Raw genomic sequence first — 18,497 nt, forward strand, 5'->3', positions numbered from 1 at the left:
CGCCGATCAGTTGTCCGAGACGATCCGCAACCGCACGGCGCCCGTGGGCCGGGCCTGTTCCGTCGGCATCCCCCTGTCCTGACCGATGACGGAGAGACCGTCCGCCTTCGCGCGTTCCTTCATCAGGGCGGGTCGCGCGATCCAGCGCACCACCTTGTCGCCGTTGTGGCGGCGCGCCTGCCGCTCCGCCATGCGCTGCATCCAGCGCGGATGAATCGCGTCGTCTCGGACCATTGTCCATCCCCTCGGGGAAACGGACCGGCGCGGTCGGCGCCCCCTAGCGCCTACGGCACTCCACCGCCGGTCGTCCCGATAGGCTTAGCAGGCATGGGAGCCGGGAAGATTGCATCCTCCAAATTAGGGATATTCCGCAAAATTCGATCTTAGGTAGTCAGCTTCCATCACCGGCTGCATCCGACCGAAATCGAGCTGAAGTTGATGCCAAGTTATTGAAAAGCAATTGATTTTTAGCCCGTCTCGGAGCCCGTTCCGCCGCCCCGCGCAACGTCCGGACTTCGGTGCCGCCCGAGGAAATTCCTAACACTCGCCGGCCACTTCACCGGCCACGCAATGGTTCGCGCAACAATCCGCCGGAGAATCATACCTCACGTTTCGCGAGAATCGCATGAGGCGGGAGGCACAGCTGACGACCGGAATCCGCCCCTCCGCCGGGACGGCGCGCGTTCGCTTCGCTCGATGCGGAGAGCTTGACCGCGACACGGGCTTGCGCGCACGAGGGCTCATGCTGACGCTCGTTCGCCTGATGGCCTGGACCGTGGCCCTGGCCCTCGTGGTGGTGACGTTGTCGCCGATCGAGGACCGGCCCGTCATCACCTCGCCGCACCTAGAGCGGGCCGCCGCCTACGGGCTGTTCGGCTTCCTGCTCGCCCTGTCCTATCCGCGGCGGTGGATGCTGGCGCTGGTCGCCTGCGTGATGCTCGCCGGCACGCTGGAAGCGGCGCAGGGCCTCACCGCGAGCCGGCACGGCCGGGTGTTCGATTTCCTGGTGAAGGGCGGCGCGGCGGCGGTCGGCGCGCTTGCCGCGCACGCTTTCTACCTCCTGCTCCGCCGCCGGGCCGCACCCTGACGCGGCGTCTGGCGTCGCGCGCGAGACGGCGCCCTACCGCTCGCCGTAATAGGAGAGGTACCACGCCACGAAGGCGGGGATGCCCCGCTCCAGCGGCGTCTCCGGCAAGCTGCCGACGAGGGCCTGCAGGAGTTCGGTGCTGGCATGGGTGCGGATCACGTCCCCGGGCGGCAGCGGCTTGAGCACCCGTTCGGCCCTGCGGCCCAGCGCCGTCTCCAGCGCGCCGATCATCGCGTCGAGCCGCACCGGCCGTCCGCCGCCGATATTGACGAGACGGTAGGGCGCCACCGCGCTCAAGGTATCCGCCGCCGAGACCGGGCCGCCCTCCGTCGGCTTGGGCGGCGGGCGCTCGGACAAGGCGAGGATGGCGTCGATCAGATCGTCGATGAAGGTGAAGTCGCGCTCCGCCGCCCCCTCGCCGAACACCTCGATCGGCTCGCCCGCCAGGATCTTGGCCGTGAACAGGAACAGCGCCATGTCCGGCCGTCCCCACGGCCCGTAGACCGTGAAGAAGCGGAAGGCCGTGGTCGGCACGCCGAACAGGTGCGCGTAGGAATGCGCCATGGCCTCGTTGGCGAGCTTCGAGGCGGCGTAGAGGGTGAGCGGCGAGACGGCCCGGTCTGTCTCGCGGAACGGCACCTGCGCATCCCCGCCATAGGCCGAACTCGTCGAGGCCAGGAGCAGGTGCCGGACCGGATGGGCCCGCACCGCCTCCAGCAGGTTGGCAAAGCCGACAAGGTTCGCATCGACGTAGGCGCCCGGATCGATCAGGCTGTAGCGCACGCCCGCCTGGGCCGCGAGATGGAAGACCAGATCGGGCTTCATGCGCGCCATCACGTCGAGCAGGGCGCCGGGCGTTTCGAGCCGCCCCTCCACCGCCTCGAAGCCCGGATGCCGGGCGAGGTCGGCATGGCGCGCCCGCTTCAGGGCGACGTCGTAATAGGGGGAGAAACCGTCGAAACCGGTGACGCGGTGGCCCGCCGCGAGCAGCCGGCGGCTGAGCGCATGGCCGATGAAACCGGCCGAGCCGGTGACGAGAGCGTGCATGCGGGCCCCGGCGCGTGGTTCTTCGTGAGGGTGCCGGATAGCTCCACCGCTTCCCCGCGGCAAGGAATGCCGCTCGATCGGCTCCTGCCGCCACAGTCGGCCCCAGACGAGGGCGGCAGGCGGATGCGACACCCGAGCCTGCTTCCAGCGCGGACCTGTCGCGCCGGACAAGGGGTTGTTTGTAACGAAATCAGGTTTACTTAGCCCAGACTATCAGCCGACTTACGCCTTGTTCCCGGGCGCGCCGACGGTCCCGCCCCAGGTCGGGTTCCGGATGGCGTTGCGTCCGTGGGATGGAAAGGTCGAGCCGGCCGAGACATCCATCCAAGCCGCAGGGCGCCGAGACGCCCCTCGCTTGGTTCCAGCGAGTTCGAACACCGAGTGTCCGCCCGATGAACCAGCTTTTCCGCCTGCCGCAGATCGGCGAGGCCGACGCGATTGCGGAGCCCTCCGCCGATCTTCGCGTGCCCTTCGCACAATCCGGCGCCTTCGTGTGCAAGTTCATCATCGGCGAGCCCAGCGATCAGGCCGTGTGCTGCGGAGCGCCTGTCGCCGACGGCAAGAGCTGGTGCGCGTATCACCGCCGCGTCGTCTTCGAGCCCGCGCGTCCCGGCCGGATTCGCTGAAGAACCACGCGAGGCGCAACGCACGCCCCGGCCCGGCCGTTCGTGACCGGGCGGGGCCTCACTCCGCCTCGTCCCCGTCGAAGGACGGCCCGCCCGTCACGAAGCCGGCCGGGACGGCGGCTCCGCGCCAGCGCATGACGAGGCGCCCGCCGGCCTGACCTTCGCGGCGGAAGAGACCGAGTTCGCCCGGCGTCACGCCCGCCGTTCCGTATCGCCGCTGCGCATAATAGGCCTCGGCCGGCGCGTCGGGCTCGATCGTGCCGTAGACCGGGCGCCAGCCATGGGCTTGTCGCACCACCGGCGGACGGTACGCCGCCATCCGGGGCGCCGCGCGCAGGGCGACCCGCCTTGCCGGCCGGCTCGCCAGCTTCGGTGCGCGCAACCGTACCTGCCGCTCGTTCCGCTCCCGGCCCGCGATCTTTCGAATCTGCTCCCGGCGTAGCTTGGCCGAGCGCCGCGGCGGCCGATTCTCGACGCGCGCCGATGCAGCGGCCTCGTCCACTTTCGCCGGCATCGCGACGGGCTTCGAGGCGGTGGCGCTTCCCGGTGCGGGCTCGACCCGCGCGGGCGGATCGGTCCATTTCCCGGAAGACTTGGCGTCGGCGCCCGGCTCCTGCGCCCGGACGGACCCGGTCGCCAGAAACGCGCCGAGAACCACGAGAAGGCTTAGGCGGCAGCCGCTCGACATGGAAAACCCCTTCGGGTTCGGAGAACGACAACGCCCCGCTGCGACACCCGTGCCCCGGGTGTGCCTCGGGACGCCGTGCACGCCACGGCTGAATCTAGCGCTCGCCGACGGGAGCGTCCATTGATCCATGTAAGTGTCGCTGACGAAACTCCCAGCCCCCGCGTCGTCGGGGCCGGCACCGGCCGGGCGGCGCTTCCTCGGCCACGCCTTCGTCCTATCTTCCCGAGCGGACTTTAGCCCTCACGGAACGATCTCGGGGACCCTTCATGGCGGACGGCTCGGCGGCGCGGCGCGTCTGGATTCGTGATCCCCTCGCGATCCTGGCGGAGGGGGCGGCCGGCGGTGTCGTCGTCGAGGGCAGCCGGATCGCGGAATTGCTGCCGGCGGGCGCCCGGCCCTCCGCCCCGGTGGACGAAACCTTCGCGGCCTCGCGCCACGTAGTGATCCCCGGCCTCGTCAACACGCATCACCACTTCTTCCAGACGCTGACGCGGGCGCATCCAGCCGCGATCAACAAACCGCTCTTCCCCTGGCTCAAGGCCCTCTACGGGATCTGGGGCCGGCTGAACCCGGAGGCGTTCCGCCTCGCCACGCGGCTGGCCTATACCGAGCTGCTTCTCTCCGGCTGCACCACGGCCGGGGACCATCACTACCTCTTTCCTGAGGGATTGGAGCAGTCGGTCGACATCCAGGTGGAGGAGGCCCGCGCACTGGGCATCCGCGCCGTGGTCACCCGCGGCTCGATGAGCCTGCCGGAGGAGGAGGGCGGGCTGCCGCCCAAGGCCCTGGTGCAGGACGACGACACGATCCTGGCCGACAGCGAGCGCGTGCTGTCCCTGTTCCACGATCCCGCCCCCGGGGCGATGGTGCGGATCGGCCTCGCACCCTGCTCGCCCTTCGCCGTCACCAAGCTGCTGATGCGCGAGAGCGCGCGGCTGGCCGAGCGCTACGATTGCCCGCTCCACACCCATCTCGGCGAGACCCGGGACGAGAACGCCTTTTGCCTCGAAGTCTTCGGGCAACGCCCGGTCGACTACTTGGAGGAGGTCGGCTGGATGACCGGGCGCACCTGGCTCGCCCACGGCATCCATTTCGACGACGACGAGGTGCGCCGCCTCGGCGCGGCGGGCGTCGGCGTGTGCCATTGCCCGACCTCGAACATGGTCCTGGCCTCGGGCCATTGCCGGACCTGCGAATTGGAGGCGGCGGGCTCCCCCGTCGGGCTCGGCGTCGACGGCTCGGCCTCCAACGACAGCTCCAACCTGATGGAGGGCGTGCGGCACGCCCTGATGATCAACCGCCTGACCTACGGCGCGGAAGCAGTGACCCATCTCGACGCCCTGCGCTGGGCCAGCGAAGGCTCCGCCGCCTGCCTGGGGCGCGACGATATCGGCCGGATCGCGGCCGGGCGCGAAGCGGATCTGGCGCTCTTCACCCTGGACGAACTGCGCTTCTCCGGAGCCCACGATCCGCTCGCGGCCCTGGTGCTGTGCGGCGCCCACCGGGCCGACCGGGTGATGGTGGCCGGGCACTGGCGGGTGATCGACGGCCAGCCGCTCGGCGTGGAGACCGGACGCCTGCGCGAGGAGCATTCGCGGCTCGCCCGGCAGCTGTTCGGCTGAAAAGAGACTCCTCAGCTGCCGCGATAGGTCTGGTAGCTCCAGGGAGTGGCCACGAGGGGCACGTGATAGTGCCCCTCCGGCTCGGCCACGCCGAAGCGGATCGGCACCACGTCGAGGAAGGCCGGCTCCGGCAGCGCGATCCCGGAGCGCCGGAAATGGTCGCCGACATGGAAGCGAATCTCGTAGGTGGCGATCGGCACGGGCCGCCCGCCGATCAGCGGCGCGTCGGTGCGGCCGTCGGCGTTGGTGACGGCACGGGCCACGATCACCGCCGCGTCGGGGGCGACGAACTCGGCCAGCTCGACCACGACGTCCGCCGCCGGGCGGCCCGCCACCGTATCGAGGACATGGGTCGAGAGGCGCCCCGTCGTGCGCAGAGGGCCGTCGCCGGTCACGAGCGCGTCGAGACGGATCGCGGCGATGCGCAGCACCTCGGCCTCGGCCACGGGCCGCTCGGCCTCCGCCTCGCTCGACAGCCGTTGCGCGAAGCGGGCGAGCAGCGCGGCGCGGCCGTGCCGCTTGATGCAGAGGATGAAGGGGAACCCGAATTTGTCGCGGTAGGCGGCGTTCAGCGCCTCGAAACGGGCAATTTCGGCCTCGCTGAGCCGGTCGAGGCCGGCGGAGGCCTGTTCGGCCCTCGAGTCGGGTGCGATGGCGCCGGCCCTGGCGGAGCGGCCGGCAAGCTCGGGATGCCCCTTCAGCAGGGCGAGCCTTTCGCCGTCGGGAGCGGAGAGAACCGCCTCCCGCATGGCCGCGAACAGGGCATCGACCCGCGCGAAGGGACGCTGGCGGGCGGCGGCCTCGGCCACCCAGGGCGCGTGCTCGAAGATCGCGCCCAGGGCCGCGACGAAGTCCGGCTCGGAGGCGGCGTTGAGCGCTTCGAGGGTCAGGGTCATGCAGGGGCTCCCAAGGCGGGAACTGCGACAGCGATTCCCGCAACGGCTCGATTATACCTCTCGGGAAGAGCGGGCGGGCGTTCGTCTTGCATCGACGCGCCGGCCGGACGAGCGCGCGGCAGCGACGGGAGAGGCGGATGACCCTGATTGCGGCGACCTACGGCAAGGCGCGGGTGCGGGTGATGCGGCTGACCCGCGAGGGCGACCACCACGTGCCGCGGGAACTGACCCTGACGGTGATGATGCGCGGCGCCTTCGAGGCCGCCTGGACCGGGGCCGACAACCGCGCCTGCGTCGCGACCGACAGCGTGAAGAACATCGTCAACGTGGTCGCGGCGGAAAACCTCTCGCTGAACGCGGAAGACTTCGCGCAAGCGATCGCCGCGCGCTTCCTCGATACCTATCCGCAGATCGCGGAGGTGACGGTCGAGGCCAAGGAGACCCGCTGGCGGCGCCACCCGATCGACGGCACGCCGCACGGCCACACGTTCACCCTCGACGGCAACGGCCGCGGCAGCGTGCGGCTGGTGGCCCGGCGGGACGGATCGGTGCTGCAATCGGGTCTGCGCGGCTTCACCTTCATGAAGACCACGCAATCGGGCTGGGCCGACTTCGTCGACGACCGCTACCGCACGCTGCCCGACGCCACGGACCGCATCGCCGCCACCGCCATGGACGCGACCTGGACCTGGGACGCCGTGCCGGCCGGTTACGAGGCGAGCAACGCCGCAATCCTCGACACGCTGCTCGCGGTGTTCGGCGGCAGCTACAGCGCCAGCGTTCAGGACAGCATGTACCGGATGGGCGAGGCGGCGCTGGCACGGGTGCCGGAGATCGCCGAGATCCGCTTCGCCATGCCCAACAAGCACTACATCCCGATCAATCTGGCCCCGTTCGGGCTCGATAATCCGGGCACGGTCTTTCTGCCGACCGACGAACCGCACGGGCAGATCGAGGCGACGGTCGCGCGCGGACCGGGCTCGCGTCCGACCTGAGAGATCGTTCGACGGGGGAGCGCGGTTTTCCTCGCTTCTCCAGCCTCGGCCTCACCTCAAGGTGCCGCGTCAGCGGCCTCGACGGAGGGCTCCAGGGATCGCGCGGCCGGCTGGAGGAGCCTTCGAGGCTCCGCACCTCAGGATGCGTGGGATCTCTCGGAAGCACGGTCGAACAGCCTCCGATATCGTCTCCGGTTGATCGACACGGCCTTCGCCCCTCTCCGTCATCGCGAGCGTCAGCGAAGCGATCCAGAGCGCGACCTGTCCGGACAGGGCCGCGCCCTGGATTGCTTACGTCTCGCCTCGCAAGGACGACGGAAGAGCCCGAAGCGATCAAACGGAAATCGTATGAAACCTTTCGAGACAAGCACGCGATCCCGCGTGACCCCGGCTGGCTCCGACCCTGGGCGAACGCCCTGCGATCGGCGATGCCGACCATCCGATCATCTTGGGATCACCGCCTAATCCCAGCCCGCGGCAAGCGGAGAGCAGGCTTGTGACCGAGCGCACAGGCCGAACAGGATGCGATCACGATGCCGAGATTCTAAGCAGCACCCGCCGCAGCATCTCAAGTATCTGCAGCAGATGGGGAATTGGTCTAATCCACCCACTTTGCCGAACGCATGACGCCAAGCCCACGCCGTTCATGCCCAAAGCGCGGGCAAACCGCAGCTGCGAAAATCGGCAGAACGATAGAAAATTCAGCACCTTCGCGACCGGTCGTGCTTCAATGGCGCACCATCCACAAGAACCGGAGGCGAAGCATGACCATCCGCATCCTCACGGGCGCAGCCCTCGTCCTGACCCTGACCGTCGGCAGCGCGGCGGCCCAGACCGCGCGGGCACCGGGCGGCGAGCGCGGTCCGGCCGTGACCGGGAGCCTGCGGGCACCGGGCTCCGGCGCGAACGCGTTCGACGCCGCTGCCCCCGCGCCGAGCCTGTTCGGGCCGCAGCGCCCGGCCCGCAGCACCTTCAACGCCAACACCGCGCGCGCCCGCCACTACGAGCGCTGAGGCCGAATTCGGGCGAGACCGGCCGCTACGGTCTCGCCCGGCAACGCTGACGACTTGCGAAAACCGATCTCGTCTTCGTGCGAAAGCTGCGGCTCAGCTTTCGGAACCTTTCCATCGACGATCGGCTTTGCCTTCGATACAATCATCGGAGGAAACGGCCGTGTCGAACGACGTTCTGATTCCGCTTCTGGCCGTCTTCACCATCGTCGCGGTGGCCGGCTTCGCCATCTGGCAGCGCGGCCGGGTCGCGCAATCGAAGAACGACCCGCACCGCTCGAACTTCACCCAGACCCATGGCGAGGCGCCGAGGCCGAACCGGCCCGGTACCGATCACTGAGCCGACCGGCCGGTCCGGGGAGGGGCGTCGCTCCCGCGCTCAGAACGGCAGCAGAATGTCGACGAGCTGCTGGCCGTAGCGGGGCTGCTGCACATCGGTGATCTGCCCCCGGCCGCCATAGGCGATGCGCGCCTGGGCGATCTTGCTCGAATCGATCGTGTTGTCCGACTCGATGTCCTCGGGCCGGACCACGCCGGCCACGACCAGTTCGCGCACCTCGAAGTTGATGCGGATCTCCTGCTTGCCCTCGACCACGAGGTTGCCGTTGGGCAGGACCTGCGTGACCACCGCGGCGACGTTGGTCGTCACCGTCTCGGCGCGCTGCACCGACCCCGCCCCGTCGCTCGACGAGGTGGAGGTGCCGTTGATGAGCTTGTCCGCGCTGATGCCGGCGGCGGCGACCCCCGCGTTCTTCTCCAGACCGAAGGCGTTGGGCAGGCCGAAGGCCTCCGCGTTGGTGCGCGAGCGCTTGGTCTCGTTGTTGAGGTTGGCTCGGTCGGTCACGTTGACCTTGACGGTGACGAGGTCGCCGATCCGGGCGGCGCGCTGGTCCTTGAAGAAGGCCCGCGAGCCCGTGCGCCACAGGGAATTGGGCGCGTAGGAGACCGGGGCCACGTCCGGCATCGCCATCCGCACCGGCCGGTAGCCGGGCTGAGCGGTCGGGTCCTCGATGGCGGAGAGCGTCGGCGTGGCGCCGACCTGCGAGAGCCGGTCGACCGTGTTGCAGGCGCCGAGCGGGGCGAGCGCCAGGATCACGGCGAGACGGACGGGGAAGGCGGGGCGAGCGTTCATCGGAGGGGGTCCGGCGCTGACGGAAGACAATCGGATCGGTCGGATTCGGCGGTTCAGTCGAGGTCTGATGGGGCCGGGACGGCGCTGGCCTGGAGCACGGGGCGCGCCGGCGGGACGGGCCCGACCGAGACCCGGCCGGGGCCGACGACCACCGCCTGGAGCACCTTCTTCGAGGCAGCGTTCATCACTGCGACGCTGGCCCCGAGGCGACCGCTCTCGTTGGCGACGCCGCGCAGCGTCAGGGACACGCCCGGCGTCTCGAACACGATGGCGACGCTGTCGCCGCGGGCGACGAGATCGGGCGGCGCCACGTCGCCGGAGCGCAGGACCGAACCGGCGCTCAGGGAGCGCTGCGCCACCTGGCCGACGATCAGGGACGGTGCGCCCTGCACGTCAGCGGGCACGGCGTCGCGCGGCCGACGCTCGAGCGAGAGATCGGCGCTCGCGACGCGCTCGCCGCGGGGGATGGAGCGGGTCAGCACCGCGACTTCGCGGGTCTCGAGCGCGAGGCCGACCACGCGCAGGGAGGCCTGCCGCTCGCCGAGCACGATCAGGCCGGCGACCCGGCGGGTGCGGGGATCGTAGGTCACGTCGACGGCCACGGCCTGCCCGTCGAGATCGACGGGAGCGAGCAGAACCGGCGCCTCGCCGTCGAGCCGCACCGAGAGGGTCTTTCCATCGAGCCCGTAGCCGGTCTCCAGGGTGCGCTTGAGCGCGGCCTCGATCTCCGGCGGCCCGACCCGGCGGGCGGCGCGCTGCACGCTCACCTGCACCCGCCCGCCGGTCTCGATGCCGGTCAGGCCGAGGCTGGCGGCGGCCTCGACGATGCGGCGGGCCTGGATCGTGCCGACGGCGCCGAGCGCCGGGGCGCGAAAGAGCGGGCGGGCGGCGAGTTCGGCCGGCGCGCCCTCCACGAGGTCGCCGAGGTTCAGCGTGTCGCCCCGGGCCGTCACGTCGCCGCGCAGCCGCAGGGTGCCGGAGGCCGCCATCAGCGGCAGGGCGAACAGCGTCACCGCGACGAAGGCGAGGAGCGCGAACAGGGTGCGGCCGACCATCCCGCGCGAGAGCGGCCGGACGGCGAGCGGGGCGGCGGGGCGGTGGATCGGCCGGAGGGCGTGCGTCACGGGTCCAGTCCTCAACCGCGGAACATCTGCGAGGTGGTGGAGAGCATCTGGTCGGCGGCCGTCACGACCTTGGAGTTCATCTCGTAGGCACGCTGCGCCGCGATCAGCGACGAGATCTCGGTGACCGCGTTGACGTTGGCCTCTTCGAGGTAGTTCTGCTGGAGGTTGCCGAAGCCCTCCGAGCCGGGCAGGCCGGTGATGGCCGGGCCCGAGGCGGCGGTCTCGACGAAGAGGTTGTCGCCGATCGATTCGAGGCCGACCTTGTTGACGAAGCGGGCCATCTGGAACTGGCCCAGCGCCTGCGGCGCGGTCTGGCCCGGCAGGGTCGCCTGCACCGCGCCGGTGGCCGAAATCGTCACCGAAGTCGCGGTGTTGGGCACCGTCACGCCGGGATCGAGCAGGTAGCCGTCGCGGGTCACCATCTGCCCCTGGGCGTCGAGATCGAAGGAGCCGTCGCGGCTGTAGGCGGTCCGCCCATCGGGCAAACGCACGCGGAAGAAGCCCTCGCCGCGGATCGCGACGTCGTAATCCTTCTCCGTCTGGGCCAGCGGTCCCTGCGTCATGGCGCGGGCCGTCGAAGTGGTCTTCACGCCCGAGCCGAGGGCGAGGCCCGCGGGCAGGATCGTGTTCTGGTCCGAGGTCGAGGAGCCGGAGCGGCGCAGGTTCTGGTAGAGCAGATCCTGGAAATGCACCTGCTGGCGCTTGTAGCCGGTGGTGCGCAGGTTCGCGATGTTGTTCGAGATGACCTGGACGTTGAGTTCCTGGGCCGCCATGCCCGTGGCGGCGGCGTAGAGAGCGCGCATCGGGATCTACCTTCCGGGCAATCAGACTTCGGCCAGACGGCGGATCGCCGTCCCGCGCAGCTCGTCGAGGCGCGAGATCACGCTCGACACCATCGTGTAGGTGCGGTTGACGTCCATCAGCCGGGTCATCTCGACCACGGGCTTGACGTTGGAGCGCTCCAGCGCCCCGGCTTCCAGATGCGCGCCCGCGCCGGCCGGACGGGCCGGGGTCTCCGAGGAGAACAGGTTGGCGCCCTCGGACTTCAGCGCCTGCGGGTTGGCGAAGTTCACGAGCCGCAGCCGGCCGCGAATGCCGAGATTGGTCGAGACCGTCCCGTCGGGGGCGATGGAGAGGCCCGTCTCCTGCTGGCCGATGGTGATCGGCCCGCCGTCGCCCTGCACGGCGTAGCCGTCGGAGGTGACGAGGTTGCCCTGGGTGTCGAATTCGAAGGCGCCGTTGCGGGTGTAGCGCAGGCCCTGCGGGGTCTGGACCGCGAGGAAGGCGTCACCGCGCAGCGCGACGTGCATCGGGTTGCCGTCGGGCTCCACCGGCCCCTGCGTCAGGTCGAGCGGGGTGCCCTGGTCGATCACGTAGGAGAGGCGACGGTCGCTGCGCTGGAAGCTGTCGGCGGAGGCCGTCGGCATCAGGAATTCCTGGAAGCGGGCGTTGCGCGCCTTGAAGCCCGTGGTCGAGACGTTGGCCATGTTGTTGGCGATGACGTCGAGTTCGCGCGCCAGGGCGGCCTGGGCCGAGACTCCGACGAAGAGCGCGTTCTGCATGGGGTGCCTCGTGGCGGCGACAAATCCGCCTCGACCACCGCAGGGCCCGTGCCAGTCTCGGATTTTCGATTTTTACCTTAACAGCCAGTGATTTGCCTGGGAGCGACCGAAGCCTCCACCCCGCACCGTCCCGACCCGGCGGCAAGTCCGACCCGGCAAGTTCTGCCGGTTTAACGGAGGGTTAACCACGCCGGCCGAGAAGGGAGGAGAGGGAATTGCGCGCCGCGCGAGACCCCGGCTCCCGGGCTCCGATCCGCCCCGGGGGCGGCATGACGGGCAGGACGACGAGCAGCAGATGGCCAAGAAGCCGAAGAAGGCGCCCGAGGCCGAGGGCGGGGAGGGCGCCGAGGAGGCGCCCAAGTCCAAGAAGAAGCTCGTCATCATCGCCGCCGCCGCGGTTCTGCTGCTGGGCGGGGGAGGCGGCTTCTTCTTCATGAAGGGCAGATCCGCCCAGGCCAACGCCCATGGCGAGCCCGGCGCGGAGAAGGTCGATCCCAAGGCGCAGGCCGTCTTCCTCGACGTGCGCGACATGATGGTCAACCTCAGCCCCGATCCCGGCGCGAGCCGGGCGACCGTGCTCAAGCTGCGCGTCGCGCTCGAACTGAAGGACGCCAAGGTCGAGGCCACGGTGAAGCCGCTGATGCCGCGGGTCGAGGACGCCTTCCAGACCTACATGCGCGAGCTGCGCGCGAGCGATCTTGCCGGCTCCGCCGGCCTCTACCGCCTGCGCGAGGAATTGCTGCGGCGGGTCAACATCGCGATCCATCCGGCCAAGGCCGAGGCCGTCCTGTTCAAGGACGTGCTCGTCCAGTGACGGGCGGCCGAGCCCCGTCGATCCACCCGCACTCCCCCAAGCCCCTGACATCCCGAGCGGCGCGACCCGAATGACCGGACCCGAGGACGAGCTGGAGGACGATTGGGCGGCCGCCTTCGCCGAGCAGGGCTCCGAGGGCGGCGGCGGCGACGCCTCGCTCGCCGAGGAATGGGGCGCGGCGCTCGCCGAGCAGGGCACGACCAAGAGCGCGGGCGACGTCGCCGCCGAATGGGCGACGATGATCGAGGACGGGGAGACCGAGAATCTCCCCGAACTCGCCGGCAACGACCGCATCCTGAACCAGGACGAGATCGACGGCGTCCTCGGCTTCTCGCTGCGCGAACTCTCCGCCTCCGGCGCGGGGGGCGTGCGCGCCATCGTCGATTCGGGCGTCGTCCAGTACGAACGCCTGCCGATGCTGGAAATCGTCTTCGACCGGATGATCCGGTTGTTGTCGACGAGCCTGCGCAACTTCTTCCAGGACAACGTCGAGGTGACCCTCGACAACATCACCTCAGTCCGCTTCGGCGACTATCTCAACGCGATCCCGCTCCCCACCCTGCTCGGCGTGTTCAAGGCGGATGCCTGGGAGGGCTCGGGCCTCGTCACCGTGGAGCAGACGCTCGCCTACTCGACCATGGACCTCCTGCTCGGGGGCAAGCGCGGCGGCTCGTCGAGCCGGCTCGACGGGCGGCCCTTCACCACCATCGAGATGAGCCTCGTGCGCCGCCTCGTGGAGATCATCCTCACCGACCTCGAACTCTCGTTCCAGCCGCTCTCGCCGGTGCGCTTCGGCATCGACCGGATCGAGACCAATCCGCGCTTCGCCACCATCACCCGGCCGGGCAACGCGGCGATCCTGATCACGCTCAAGCTCGACATGGACGGGCGCGGCGGCGGGATGCAGATCCTGTTCCCCTACGCCACCGTCGAGCCCATCCGCGACCTGCTCATGCAGAGCTTCATGGGCGAGCGGCTCGGGCGCGACCAGGTCTGGGAGAGCCATCTGGCCACCGAGATCTGGCAGGCCGACGTGGAGATGGAGGCGGTGCTGCACGAGGTGACGCTGCCCCTGAAGCGGGTGCTCAACCTCAAGGTCGGCGACACACTGATGTTCGACCGCAAGCCCAGCGACCTCATCACCGTGCGCTGCGGCGACTGGGCGCTGACGCAGGGGCGGATCGGCCGGATCGACGACGCCATCGCGGTGCAGGTCGCCCGGCCCCTGCGGCAGTCGCGCACGACGCTGCAGGCCTACGAAATCTCGATGCAGAACCGAAGCGACGGATGAGCGCCGGGAGAGCATGATGACCTTCTTCGTCTCGATGGCCGCCGACGTGCTCGTGGCCGTGCTGCTGGTCGCCACCATCGCCTCCTCGGTGAAGCTCTCGCGCCGCATCAACCGGCTCAAGGCGGACGAGGCGGCCCTGCGCTCGACCATCGGCGACCTCGTGGTGGCGAGCGCCACCGCCGAGCGCGCCATCGCGGGCCTGCGCGCCACCCTCGACGAGTGCGACCGCACCCTGGCGGAGCGCCTCGGCACCGCCGAGCGCTATGCCGCCGACCTCACCACCCACGTTCAGGCGGGTGAGAGCGTCATCACCCGCATCGCCGCCATCGTCGGCCAAGCGCGGGCCGCGGCGGCACCGCCCGTGGCCGCGCCCGCCGCGCCCCGGCCCCAGGCGGCGCCCGCAGCCGTCCACGCGCGCGCCGTCGAGACGGCGCCGCCCGTCGGCAACGGCGAGCGGGTCGGCGCGGCGCTCGCTGCCGCCCAGGCCCTGTCCGAGCGCGCCCTCGACCGTCTCCGGGCCAGGGCCGCATGAACCTGCCCGCGCGCCGACTCGCCCGTCTCGCGAGCCTTCCGGCGCGTCCCTTCCGGCTGCGCCTGATCGACGCCGTGATCCTGGCGGCGATCGGGCTTCTCGTTCTCAAGCTCGCGGCCCTCCTGGGCGGCAGCGAACCGGCGCCGCCCGGCGCGCTGCCGGATTTCGCCCGGGTGCTGGCCAAGGCGCGCAGCGACTACGTTCCCGTCGATCCGATCACGACCGGCTCCGTCTCGGCCCCTCCGAAGAAGACCGAGCCCGCCCCGCCGCCGGTCTACCAGCCGAGCGTGCCGGAGCCGGTCTCGGACAGCGAGCGGGTGATCCTCGAAAAACTCGCCGCGCGCCGCGAGAGCCTGAAGCAGCGCCAGGACGCGCTCGACCTGCGCGAGCAGATGCTCAAGGACGCCGAGCGCAAGCTCGAATCCGGCGTGGCCGACCTGAAGGAGGCCGAGGACAAGGTTGATGCCGGCGGGGCCAAGCGGGCCGAGGCCGAGAAGGCCGGCCTCAAGGGCATCGTCACCATGTACGAGACGATGAAGCCGCGGGATGCGGCGCGGGTCTTCGACCGGCTGAACCTCGACACGCTCGTACCCATCGTGATGGGCATGAACCCGCGCAAGATGGCCGAGGTGCTGGCCCTGATGGGGCCGGAGCCCGCCGAGAAGCTTACCGTGGCGCTCGCCAATCGCGCCCGCGGCCTCGACACCGCCCAGGCTGCCCCGGCCGCCCCCGGCCTGCCGCCCGGCGAACTCCAGGCGATCGACCCGGGGCCGACGGCACGGGCGGGGCGCTGAGGTTCTACCCCGCCGGCGCCGCCAGCGCCCGCTCGATCGCGCCCTCCAGCGCCGCCGGTTTGGTCGAGGGCGAGAAGCGCTCAATCACCCGTCCGTCGCGGCCGATCAGGAACTTCGTGAAGTTCCACTTGATGCCCTGCGTGCCGAACAAGCCGGGCTTGGTCCGCTTGAGATCGACGTAGAGCGGGTCGGCACCCGGGCCGTTCACCTCGACCTTGGCCAGGACCGGGAAGGTGACGTCGTAGGTCAGCGAGCAGAAGCGCTCGATGGCGTCCGCGTCGCCCGGCTCCTGGGCGCCGAACTGGTTGCAGGGCAGGCCGAGCACCACGAGCCCGCGCTCGCGGTGCCGCCGCCAGAGCGTCTCTAGACCCTGGTATTGCGGCGTGAACCCGCATTTCGAGGCGGTGTTAACCACGAGCAGCACCTTGCCGCGATACTGCGACAGCGGATGCGGCCGCCCGCGCGCATCCTGCGGGACGTGATCGTAGATGTCGCTCATGATCGGCCCCGGCGTCCCTTCTTGCTCAATACTCCCGCCTTACACGGGAATAATCCCCTGAAATACATGGAATGATTCCAGGCTTGACCGCAAACACGTCTGTTGCGGTGTAGTGCGGCTTTCGCGCGATTGCATCCGTGCGCGAGCGGCGATAGGCGCCCCGGACGACACCACGTTGGAGCCTTGCCATGCCGCCCCTGTCCCGCAGGACCGTGCCCGCCGCGGCGCTTCTGCTTGCCGGATTGCTGGCCGCGCCGCTGCCGGCAGGACCGACCGCCGCCTTCGCTCAGGACGCAGGCCCCGAGGCCGCGCCCGAGGAGCCGGCTCCCAAGCCGAAGCCGAAGCCCCGCAAGCCGGCCCCGAAGCCGAAGGAGGAGGCCAAGGAGCCCGCCAATCCGGCCACCAGCGGCCCGGTGCTGGAACCGGCCGCAGCGTCCTCGGGTCCGGCACAATGGCCGGCCGGCGCCCGCTCCGTCAGCGAGAGCTACGGCGACTGGACCATGAACTGCAACCGCGAGGAGGCGCGCACGGATTGCGTGATCATCCAGTCGCAGGGCGACCGCCGCACCGGCAAGCGCCTGTTCAGCATCGAACTGCGCACCCCGAAGGACGGACAGGCCGAGGGGCTGATCCTGATGCCGTTCGGCCTGCAGATCGAGCCCGGCGTGACCTTCAAGCTCGACGACCGGGCGCTCGGCAAGGGCGCGCCGTTCTCGACCTGCATCACCGACGGCTGCCTCGTCCCGATCAGCCTGCCGACGCTGGCCACCGACACGATGAAGAGCGCGCAGAACCTGACGGTGACGGCCAAGAAGCCGGACGTTGCCGAGCCGACGGTGATCACCATTCCGCTCTCCGGCTTCGCGGCGGCCTTTGCCCGCGCGAGCGCCTTCGGAAGCTGAAGGCGTCCGGCCTCGCGGTTCGGGCGGGAGGTGATAAGGCTTCGAGCCATGCGGTTCTCAGCGACAGCTCTCCTCCTCGCCCTCCTTCCGCTCGCCGGCCCGGCGCGGGCCGAGGCAGCGCCTCCACCGGAACAGGCACCGGAGTTCGAGCGCTGCCTCGGCGAACTCGCCGCCCTGGCGCAGGAGCGCGGCGTGCCCCGGACGGTGGCCGACGCGGCTCTGTCGGGCATCGCGCCCGATCCCGGCGTGGTGCCGGCGACGCAGTCCCAGGCCGAGTTCGTCAAGCCGATCTGGGAGTACATCGAGGCGAGCGTGACGCCCGAGCGCATCGCCACGGGCCAAGCCAAGCTCGCGGAATGGTCCGAGGTGCTGGGGCGGATCGAGGCGGCCTACGGCGTCGACCGGCACGTGCTCGTCGCCTTCTGGGGCGTCGAGTCGAATTACGGGGCCGCCCTCGACGGTCCGGGCATCCGCCCGGTGATCCCGGCGCTCGCGACCCTGGCCTGCGGCGATACCGGCCGCCCCGGCCTCTGGCGCGACGAACTCGTCGCCGCCCTGCGCATCCTGAGCGACGGCGATGCCGACCGGGCGCGCCTGACCGGTTCCTGGGCCGGCGCCATGGGCCACACCCAGTTCATGCCGTCCGCCTTCCTGCGCCACGCGGTCGATTTCGACGGCGACGGCCGGCGCGACATCTGGCGCTCGGTGCCCGACGCGCTCGCCTCGACCGCGAAGTTCCTGAAGGATTTCGGCTGGCGGACGGGTGAGGGCTGGGTCCTCGAAGTGCGGCTGCCGGAGAGCTTCGACCATCGCCTCGCCGACGAGACCACGGAGCGCAGCTTCGCCGAATGGCGGGCGCTCGGCCTGGAGCCCGCGGCCGGCGCCTTCCCCGAGAGCGCGGAGCGTCGCGCCGCGCTCCTGCTGCCCACCGGCGCGAAGGGCCCCGCCTTCCTGCTCGAACCGAATTTTCGCGTGATCCTGCGCTACAACACGGCGCTCGCCTACGCGCTGACCGTGGCCCACCTCTCCGACCGGCTGCGCGGCGGCACCGGCTTCGTCCGGGACTGGCCGCGGGGCGTGCGCATGCTGACGACGGAGGAGCGCACCGATCTCCAGACCCGGCTCGCCGCCCTCGGCTACGCGGTCGGCGGCGCGGACGGCAAGATCGGGCCGAAGACGCGGAGCGCGATCCGTGCCTTCCAGGCGGCGACCGGTCTCGTGCCCGATGGCTACGCGGAACCCGCGCTCCTCGACCGGGTCCGGGCGGCGGGCGCGCCGGCCCCCTGATGCGCGTTCTCCTCGTCTACGGTCATCCCCGCCCCGACAGCTTCAATGCCGCCCTGCGGGACACGGCCGCCGCGGCGCTCGAAGCCGCGGGTCACGCGGTCGAGATCCTCGACCTCTACGGCCGGGATTTCGATCCGCGCCTGAGCGCGGGGGAGCGGGGCGCCTATTACGATGAGGGAGCCGAGCGGCCCGATCTGGCCGAGCACGTCGCCGCCCTGCGCCGGGCCGAGGCCCTGGTCTTCGTCTACCCCACGTGGTGGTTCGGGCCGCCGGCCATGGTGAAGGGGTGGCTGGACCGGGTCTGGCTGCCGGACGTGGCCTTCGCGCTCGGCGGTGCGAAGGTGCTGCAGCCGCGCCTGACCGACATCCGCCGCATCGCGGTCGTGACGACCTACGGCTCGCCGCGCTGGCTGCTCTGGCTCGTCGGCTGGCCCGACTGGCGCCTGTTCCGCTTCGGTATCCGCCCGCTCTGCGCCCGCGGCTGCCGGCTCGACTGGATCGCCCTGACCGGCATGGACCGGGCGACGCCGCGGATGCGGGCGCGTTTCGTCGCTCGGCTGCGCCGCCGTCTCGCGGCGTTCTGAGCAGC

Annotated in this window: 22 protein-coding genes; 13 read left to right on the forward strand and 9 right to left on the reverse strand. The window is 70.6% G+C overall.

Annotated elements, in window-relative coordinates; genetic code table 11:
* Window positions 1–6 precede the first annotated feature (6 nt).
* Window positions 7–234 carry a hypothetical protein gene (locus ACPCJR_RS03205; RefSeq protein WP_391510720.1) on the reverse strand — a complete coding sequence of 76 codons (228 nt, stop codon included), beginning with the start codon at window positions 232–234 and terminating at the stop codon, window positions 7–9.
* 508 nt (window positions 235–742) lie between these two features.
* Between ACPCJR_RS03205 and ACPCJR_RS03210 the strand changes: the two genes are divergently transcribed.
* The gene (locus ACPCJR_RS03210) at window positions 743–1,087 is read left to right on the forward strand and encodes a hypothetical protein (RefSeq protein WP_391510719.1); all 345 of its coding nucleotides are present in this window, start codon (window positions 743–745) and stop codon (window positions 1,085–1,087) included.
* A gap of 33 nt (window positions 1,088–1,120) precedes the next feature.
* Here ACPCJR_RS03210 and ACPCJR_RS03215 read toward each other — a convergent pair whose 3' ends face one another.
* Window positions 1,121–2,134 (reverse strand): NAD-dependent epimerase/dehydratase family protein, encoded by a 1,014-nt coding sequence (locus ACPCJR_RS03215; RefSeq protein ID WP_391510718.1) that lies wholly within the window; start codon window positions 2,132–2,134, stop codon window positions 1,121–1,123.
* A 392-nt stretch (window positions 2,135–2,526) separates the two neighbouring features.
* On the opposite strand from ACPCJR_RS03215, the gene ACPCJR_RS03220 reads away from it, so the two are divergent.
* On the forward strand, window positions 2,527–2,760 hold the full coding sequence (locus ACPCJR_RS03220; protein WP_391510717.1) for a hypothetical protein: 234 nt from the start codon (window positions 2,527–2,529) through the stop codon (window positions 2,758–2,760).
* A 58-nt stretch (window positions 2,761–2,818) separates the two neighbouring features.
* Here ACPCJR_RS03220 and ACPCJR_RS03225 read toward each other — a convergent pair whose 3' ends face one another.
* A complete protein-coding gene (locus ACPCJR_RS03225) occupies window positions 2,819–3,448 on the reverse strand; it encodes a hypothetical protein (RefSeq protein WP_391510716.1) in 630 nt (209 codons plus the stop codon).
* Window positions 3,449–3,714: 266 nt separating this feature from the next.
* Between ACPCJR_RS03225 and ACPCJR_RS03230 the strand changes: the two genes are divergently transcribed.
* Window positions 3,715–5,070, forward strand: coding sequence for an 8-oxoguanine deaminase (locus tag ACPCJR_RS03230; protein ID WP_391510715.1), 1,356 nt, complete (start codon window positions 3,715–3,717; stop codon window positions 5,068–5,070).
* An 11-nt stretch (window positions 5,071–5,081) separates the two neighbouring features.
* On the opposite strand, the gene uraD is transcribed toward ACPCJR_RS03230, so the two are convergent.
* On the reverse strand, window positions 5,082–5,966 hold the full coding sequence (uraD, locus tag ACPCJR_RS03235; protein WP_391510714.1) for a 2-oxo-4-hydroxy-4-carboxy-5-ureidoimidazoline decarboxylase: 885 nt from the start codon (window positions 5,964–5,966) through the stop codon (window positions 5,082–5,084).
* A gap of 137 nt (window positions 5,967–6,103) precedes the next feature.
* Here uraD and pucL point away from each other — a divergent pair, with 137 nt between their 5' ends.
* The 3 genes from pucL (at window position 6,104) to ACPCJR_RS03250 (ending at window position 8,311) form a co-directional block, all read left to right on the forward strand.
* A complete protein-coding gene (gene pucL / locus ACPCJR_RS03240) occupies window positions 6,104–6,961 on the forward strand; it encodes a factor-independent urate hydroxylase (protein WP_391510713.1) in 858 nt (285 codons plus the stop codon).
* Window positions 6,962–7,725: 764 nt separating this feature from the next.
* The gene (locus tag ACPCJR_RS03245) at window positions 7,726–7,974 is read left to right on the forward strand and encodes a hypothetical protein (protein WP_391510712.1); all 249 of its coding nucleotides are present in this window, start codon (window positions 7,726–7,728) and stop codon (window positions 7,972–7,974) included.
* A gap of 160 nt (window positions 7,975–8,134) precedes the next feature.
* On the forward strand, window positions 8,135–8,311 hold the full coding sequence (locus tag ACPCJR_RS03250; protein WP_181425401.1) for a hypothetical protein: 177 nt from the start codon (window positions 8,135–8,137) through the stop codon (window positions 8,309–8,311).
* Window positions 8,312–8,350: 39 nt separating this feature from the next.
* Here ACPCJR_RS03250 and flgH read toward each other — a convergent pair whose 3' ends face one another.
* From flgH to flgF, 4 genes are read right to left on the reverse strand one after another with little or no spacing between them, the layout of a single operon-like run.
* Window positions 8,351–9,103, reverse strand: a complete 753-nt coding sequence (gene flgH, locus ACPCJR_RS03255) for a flagellar basal body L-ring protein FlgH (protein WP_391510711.1) — start codon at window positions 9,101–9,103, stop codon at window positions 8,351–8,353.
* Between the two features lie 53 nt (window positions 9,104–9,156).
* Window positions 9,157–10,227 carry a flagellar basal body P-ring formation chaperone FlgA gene (gene flgA / locus ACPCJR_RS03260; protein ID WP_391510710.1) on the reverse strand — a complete coding sequence of 357 codons (1,071 nt, stop codon included), beginning with the start codon at window positions 10,225–10,227 and terminating at the stop codon, window positions 9,157–9,159.
* 11 nt (window positions 10,228–10,238) lie between these two features.
* A complete protein-coding gene (gene flgG, locus ACPCJR_RS03265) occupies window positions 10,239–11,030 on the reverse strand; it encodes a flagellar basal-body rod protein FlgG (RefSeq protein ID WP_391510709.1) in 792 nt (263 codons plus the stop codon).
* Between the two features lie 21 nt (window positions 11,031–11,051).
* Window positions 11,052–11,789, reverse strand: a complete 738-nt coding sequence (gene flgF, locus ACPCJR_RS03270; protein WP_391510708.1) for a flagellar basal-body rod protein FlgF — start codon at window positions 11,787–11,789, stop codon at window positions 11,052–11,054.
* 295 nt (window positions 11,790–12,084) lie between these two features.
* On the opposite strand from flgF, the gene fliL reads away from it, so the two are divergent.
* From fliL to ACPCJR_RS03290, 4 genes are all read left to right on the forward strand, one after another.
* On the forward strand, window positions 12,085–12,603 hold the full coding sequence (gene fliL / locus ACPCJR_RS03275) for a flagellar basal body-associated protein FliL (protein WP_391510707.1): 519 nt from the start codon (window positions 12,085–12,087) through the stop codon (window positions 12,601–12,603).
* A 70-nt stretch (window positions 12,604–12,673) separates the two neighbouring features.
* Window positions 12,674–13,894, forward strand: a complete 1,221-nt coding sequence (gene fliM, locus ACPCJR_RS03280) for a flagellar motor switch protein FliM (RefSeq protein WP_110349784.1) — start codon at window positions 12,674–12,676, stop codon at window positions 13,892–13,894.
* Between the two features lie 13 nt (window positions 13,895–13,907).
* Window positions 13,908–14,426 carry a DUF6468 domain-containing protein gene (locus tag ACPCJR_RS03285; protein ID WP_391510706.1) on the forward strand — a complete coding sequence of 173 codons (519 nt, stop codon included), beginning with the start codon at window positions 13,908–13,910 and terminating at the stop codon, window positions 14,424–14,426.
* On the forward strand, window positions 14,423–15,220 hold the full coding sequence (locus ACPCJR_RS03290; RefSeq protein ID WP_391510705.1) for a MotE family protein: 798 nt from the start codon (window positions 14,423–14,425) through the stop codon (window positions 15,218–15,220). The genes ACPCJR_RS03285 and ACPCJR_RS03290 overlap by 4 nt, the downstream gene beginning before the upstream one ends.
* A gap of 4 nt (window positions 15,221–15,224) precedes the next feature.
* Here ACPCJR_RS03290 and ACPCJR_RS03295 read toward each other — a convergent pair whose 3' ends face one another.
* The gene (locus ACPCJR_RS03295; RefSeq protein WP_110349781.1) at window positions 15,225–15,719 is read right to left on the reverse strand and encodes a glutathione peroxidase; all 495 of its coding nucleotides are present in this window, start codon (window positions 15,717–15,719) and stop codon (window positions 15,225–15,227) included.
* Window positions 15,720–15,907: 188 nt separating this feature from the next.
* On the opposite strand from ACPCJR_RS03295, the gene ACPCJR_RS03300 reads away from it, so the two are divergent.
* Genes ACPCJR_RS03300 through ACPCJR_RS03310 form a run of 3 tightly spaced genes read left to right on the forward strand, consistent with a single transcriptional unit; the run spans window position 15,908 to window position 18,492 of the window.
* Window positions 15,908–16,621, forward strand: coding sequence for an invasion associated locus B family protein (locus ACPCJR_RS03300; RefSeq protein ID WP_391510704.1), 714 nt, complete (start codon window positions 15,908–15,910; stop codon window positions 16,619–16,621).
* Between the two features lie 48 nt (window positions 16,622–16,669).
* On the forward strand, window positions 16,670–17,908 hold the full coding sequence (locus ACPCJR_RS03305) for a lytic murein transglycosylase (RefSeq protein WP_391510703.1): 1,239 nt from the start codon (window positions 16,670–16,672) through the stop codon (window positions 17,906–17,908).
* The gene (locus ACPCJR_RS03310) at window positions 17,908–18,492 is read left to right on the forward strand and encodes an NAD(P)H-dependent oxidoreductase (protein ID WP_391510702.1); all 585 of its coding nucleotides are present in this window, start codon (window positions 17,908–17,910) and stop codon (window positions 18,490–18,492) included. The genes ACPCJR_RS03305 and ACPCJR_RS03310 overlap by 1 nt, the downstream gene beginning before the upstream one ends.
* The last annotated feature ends 5 nt before the right edge of the window (window positions 18,493–18,497 follow it).

Source organism: Methylobacterium sp. NPDC097929 (assembly GCF_049543375.1).
GTDB lineage: Bacteria > Pseudomonadota > Alphaproteobacteria > Rhizobiales > Beijerinckiaceae > Methylobacterium.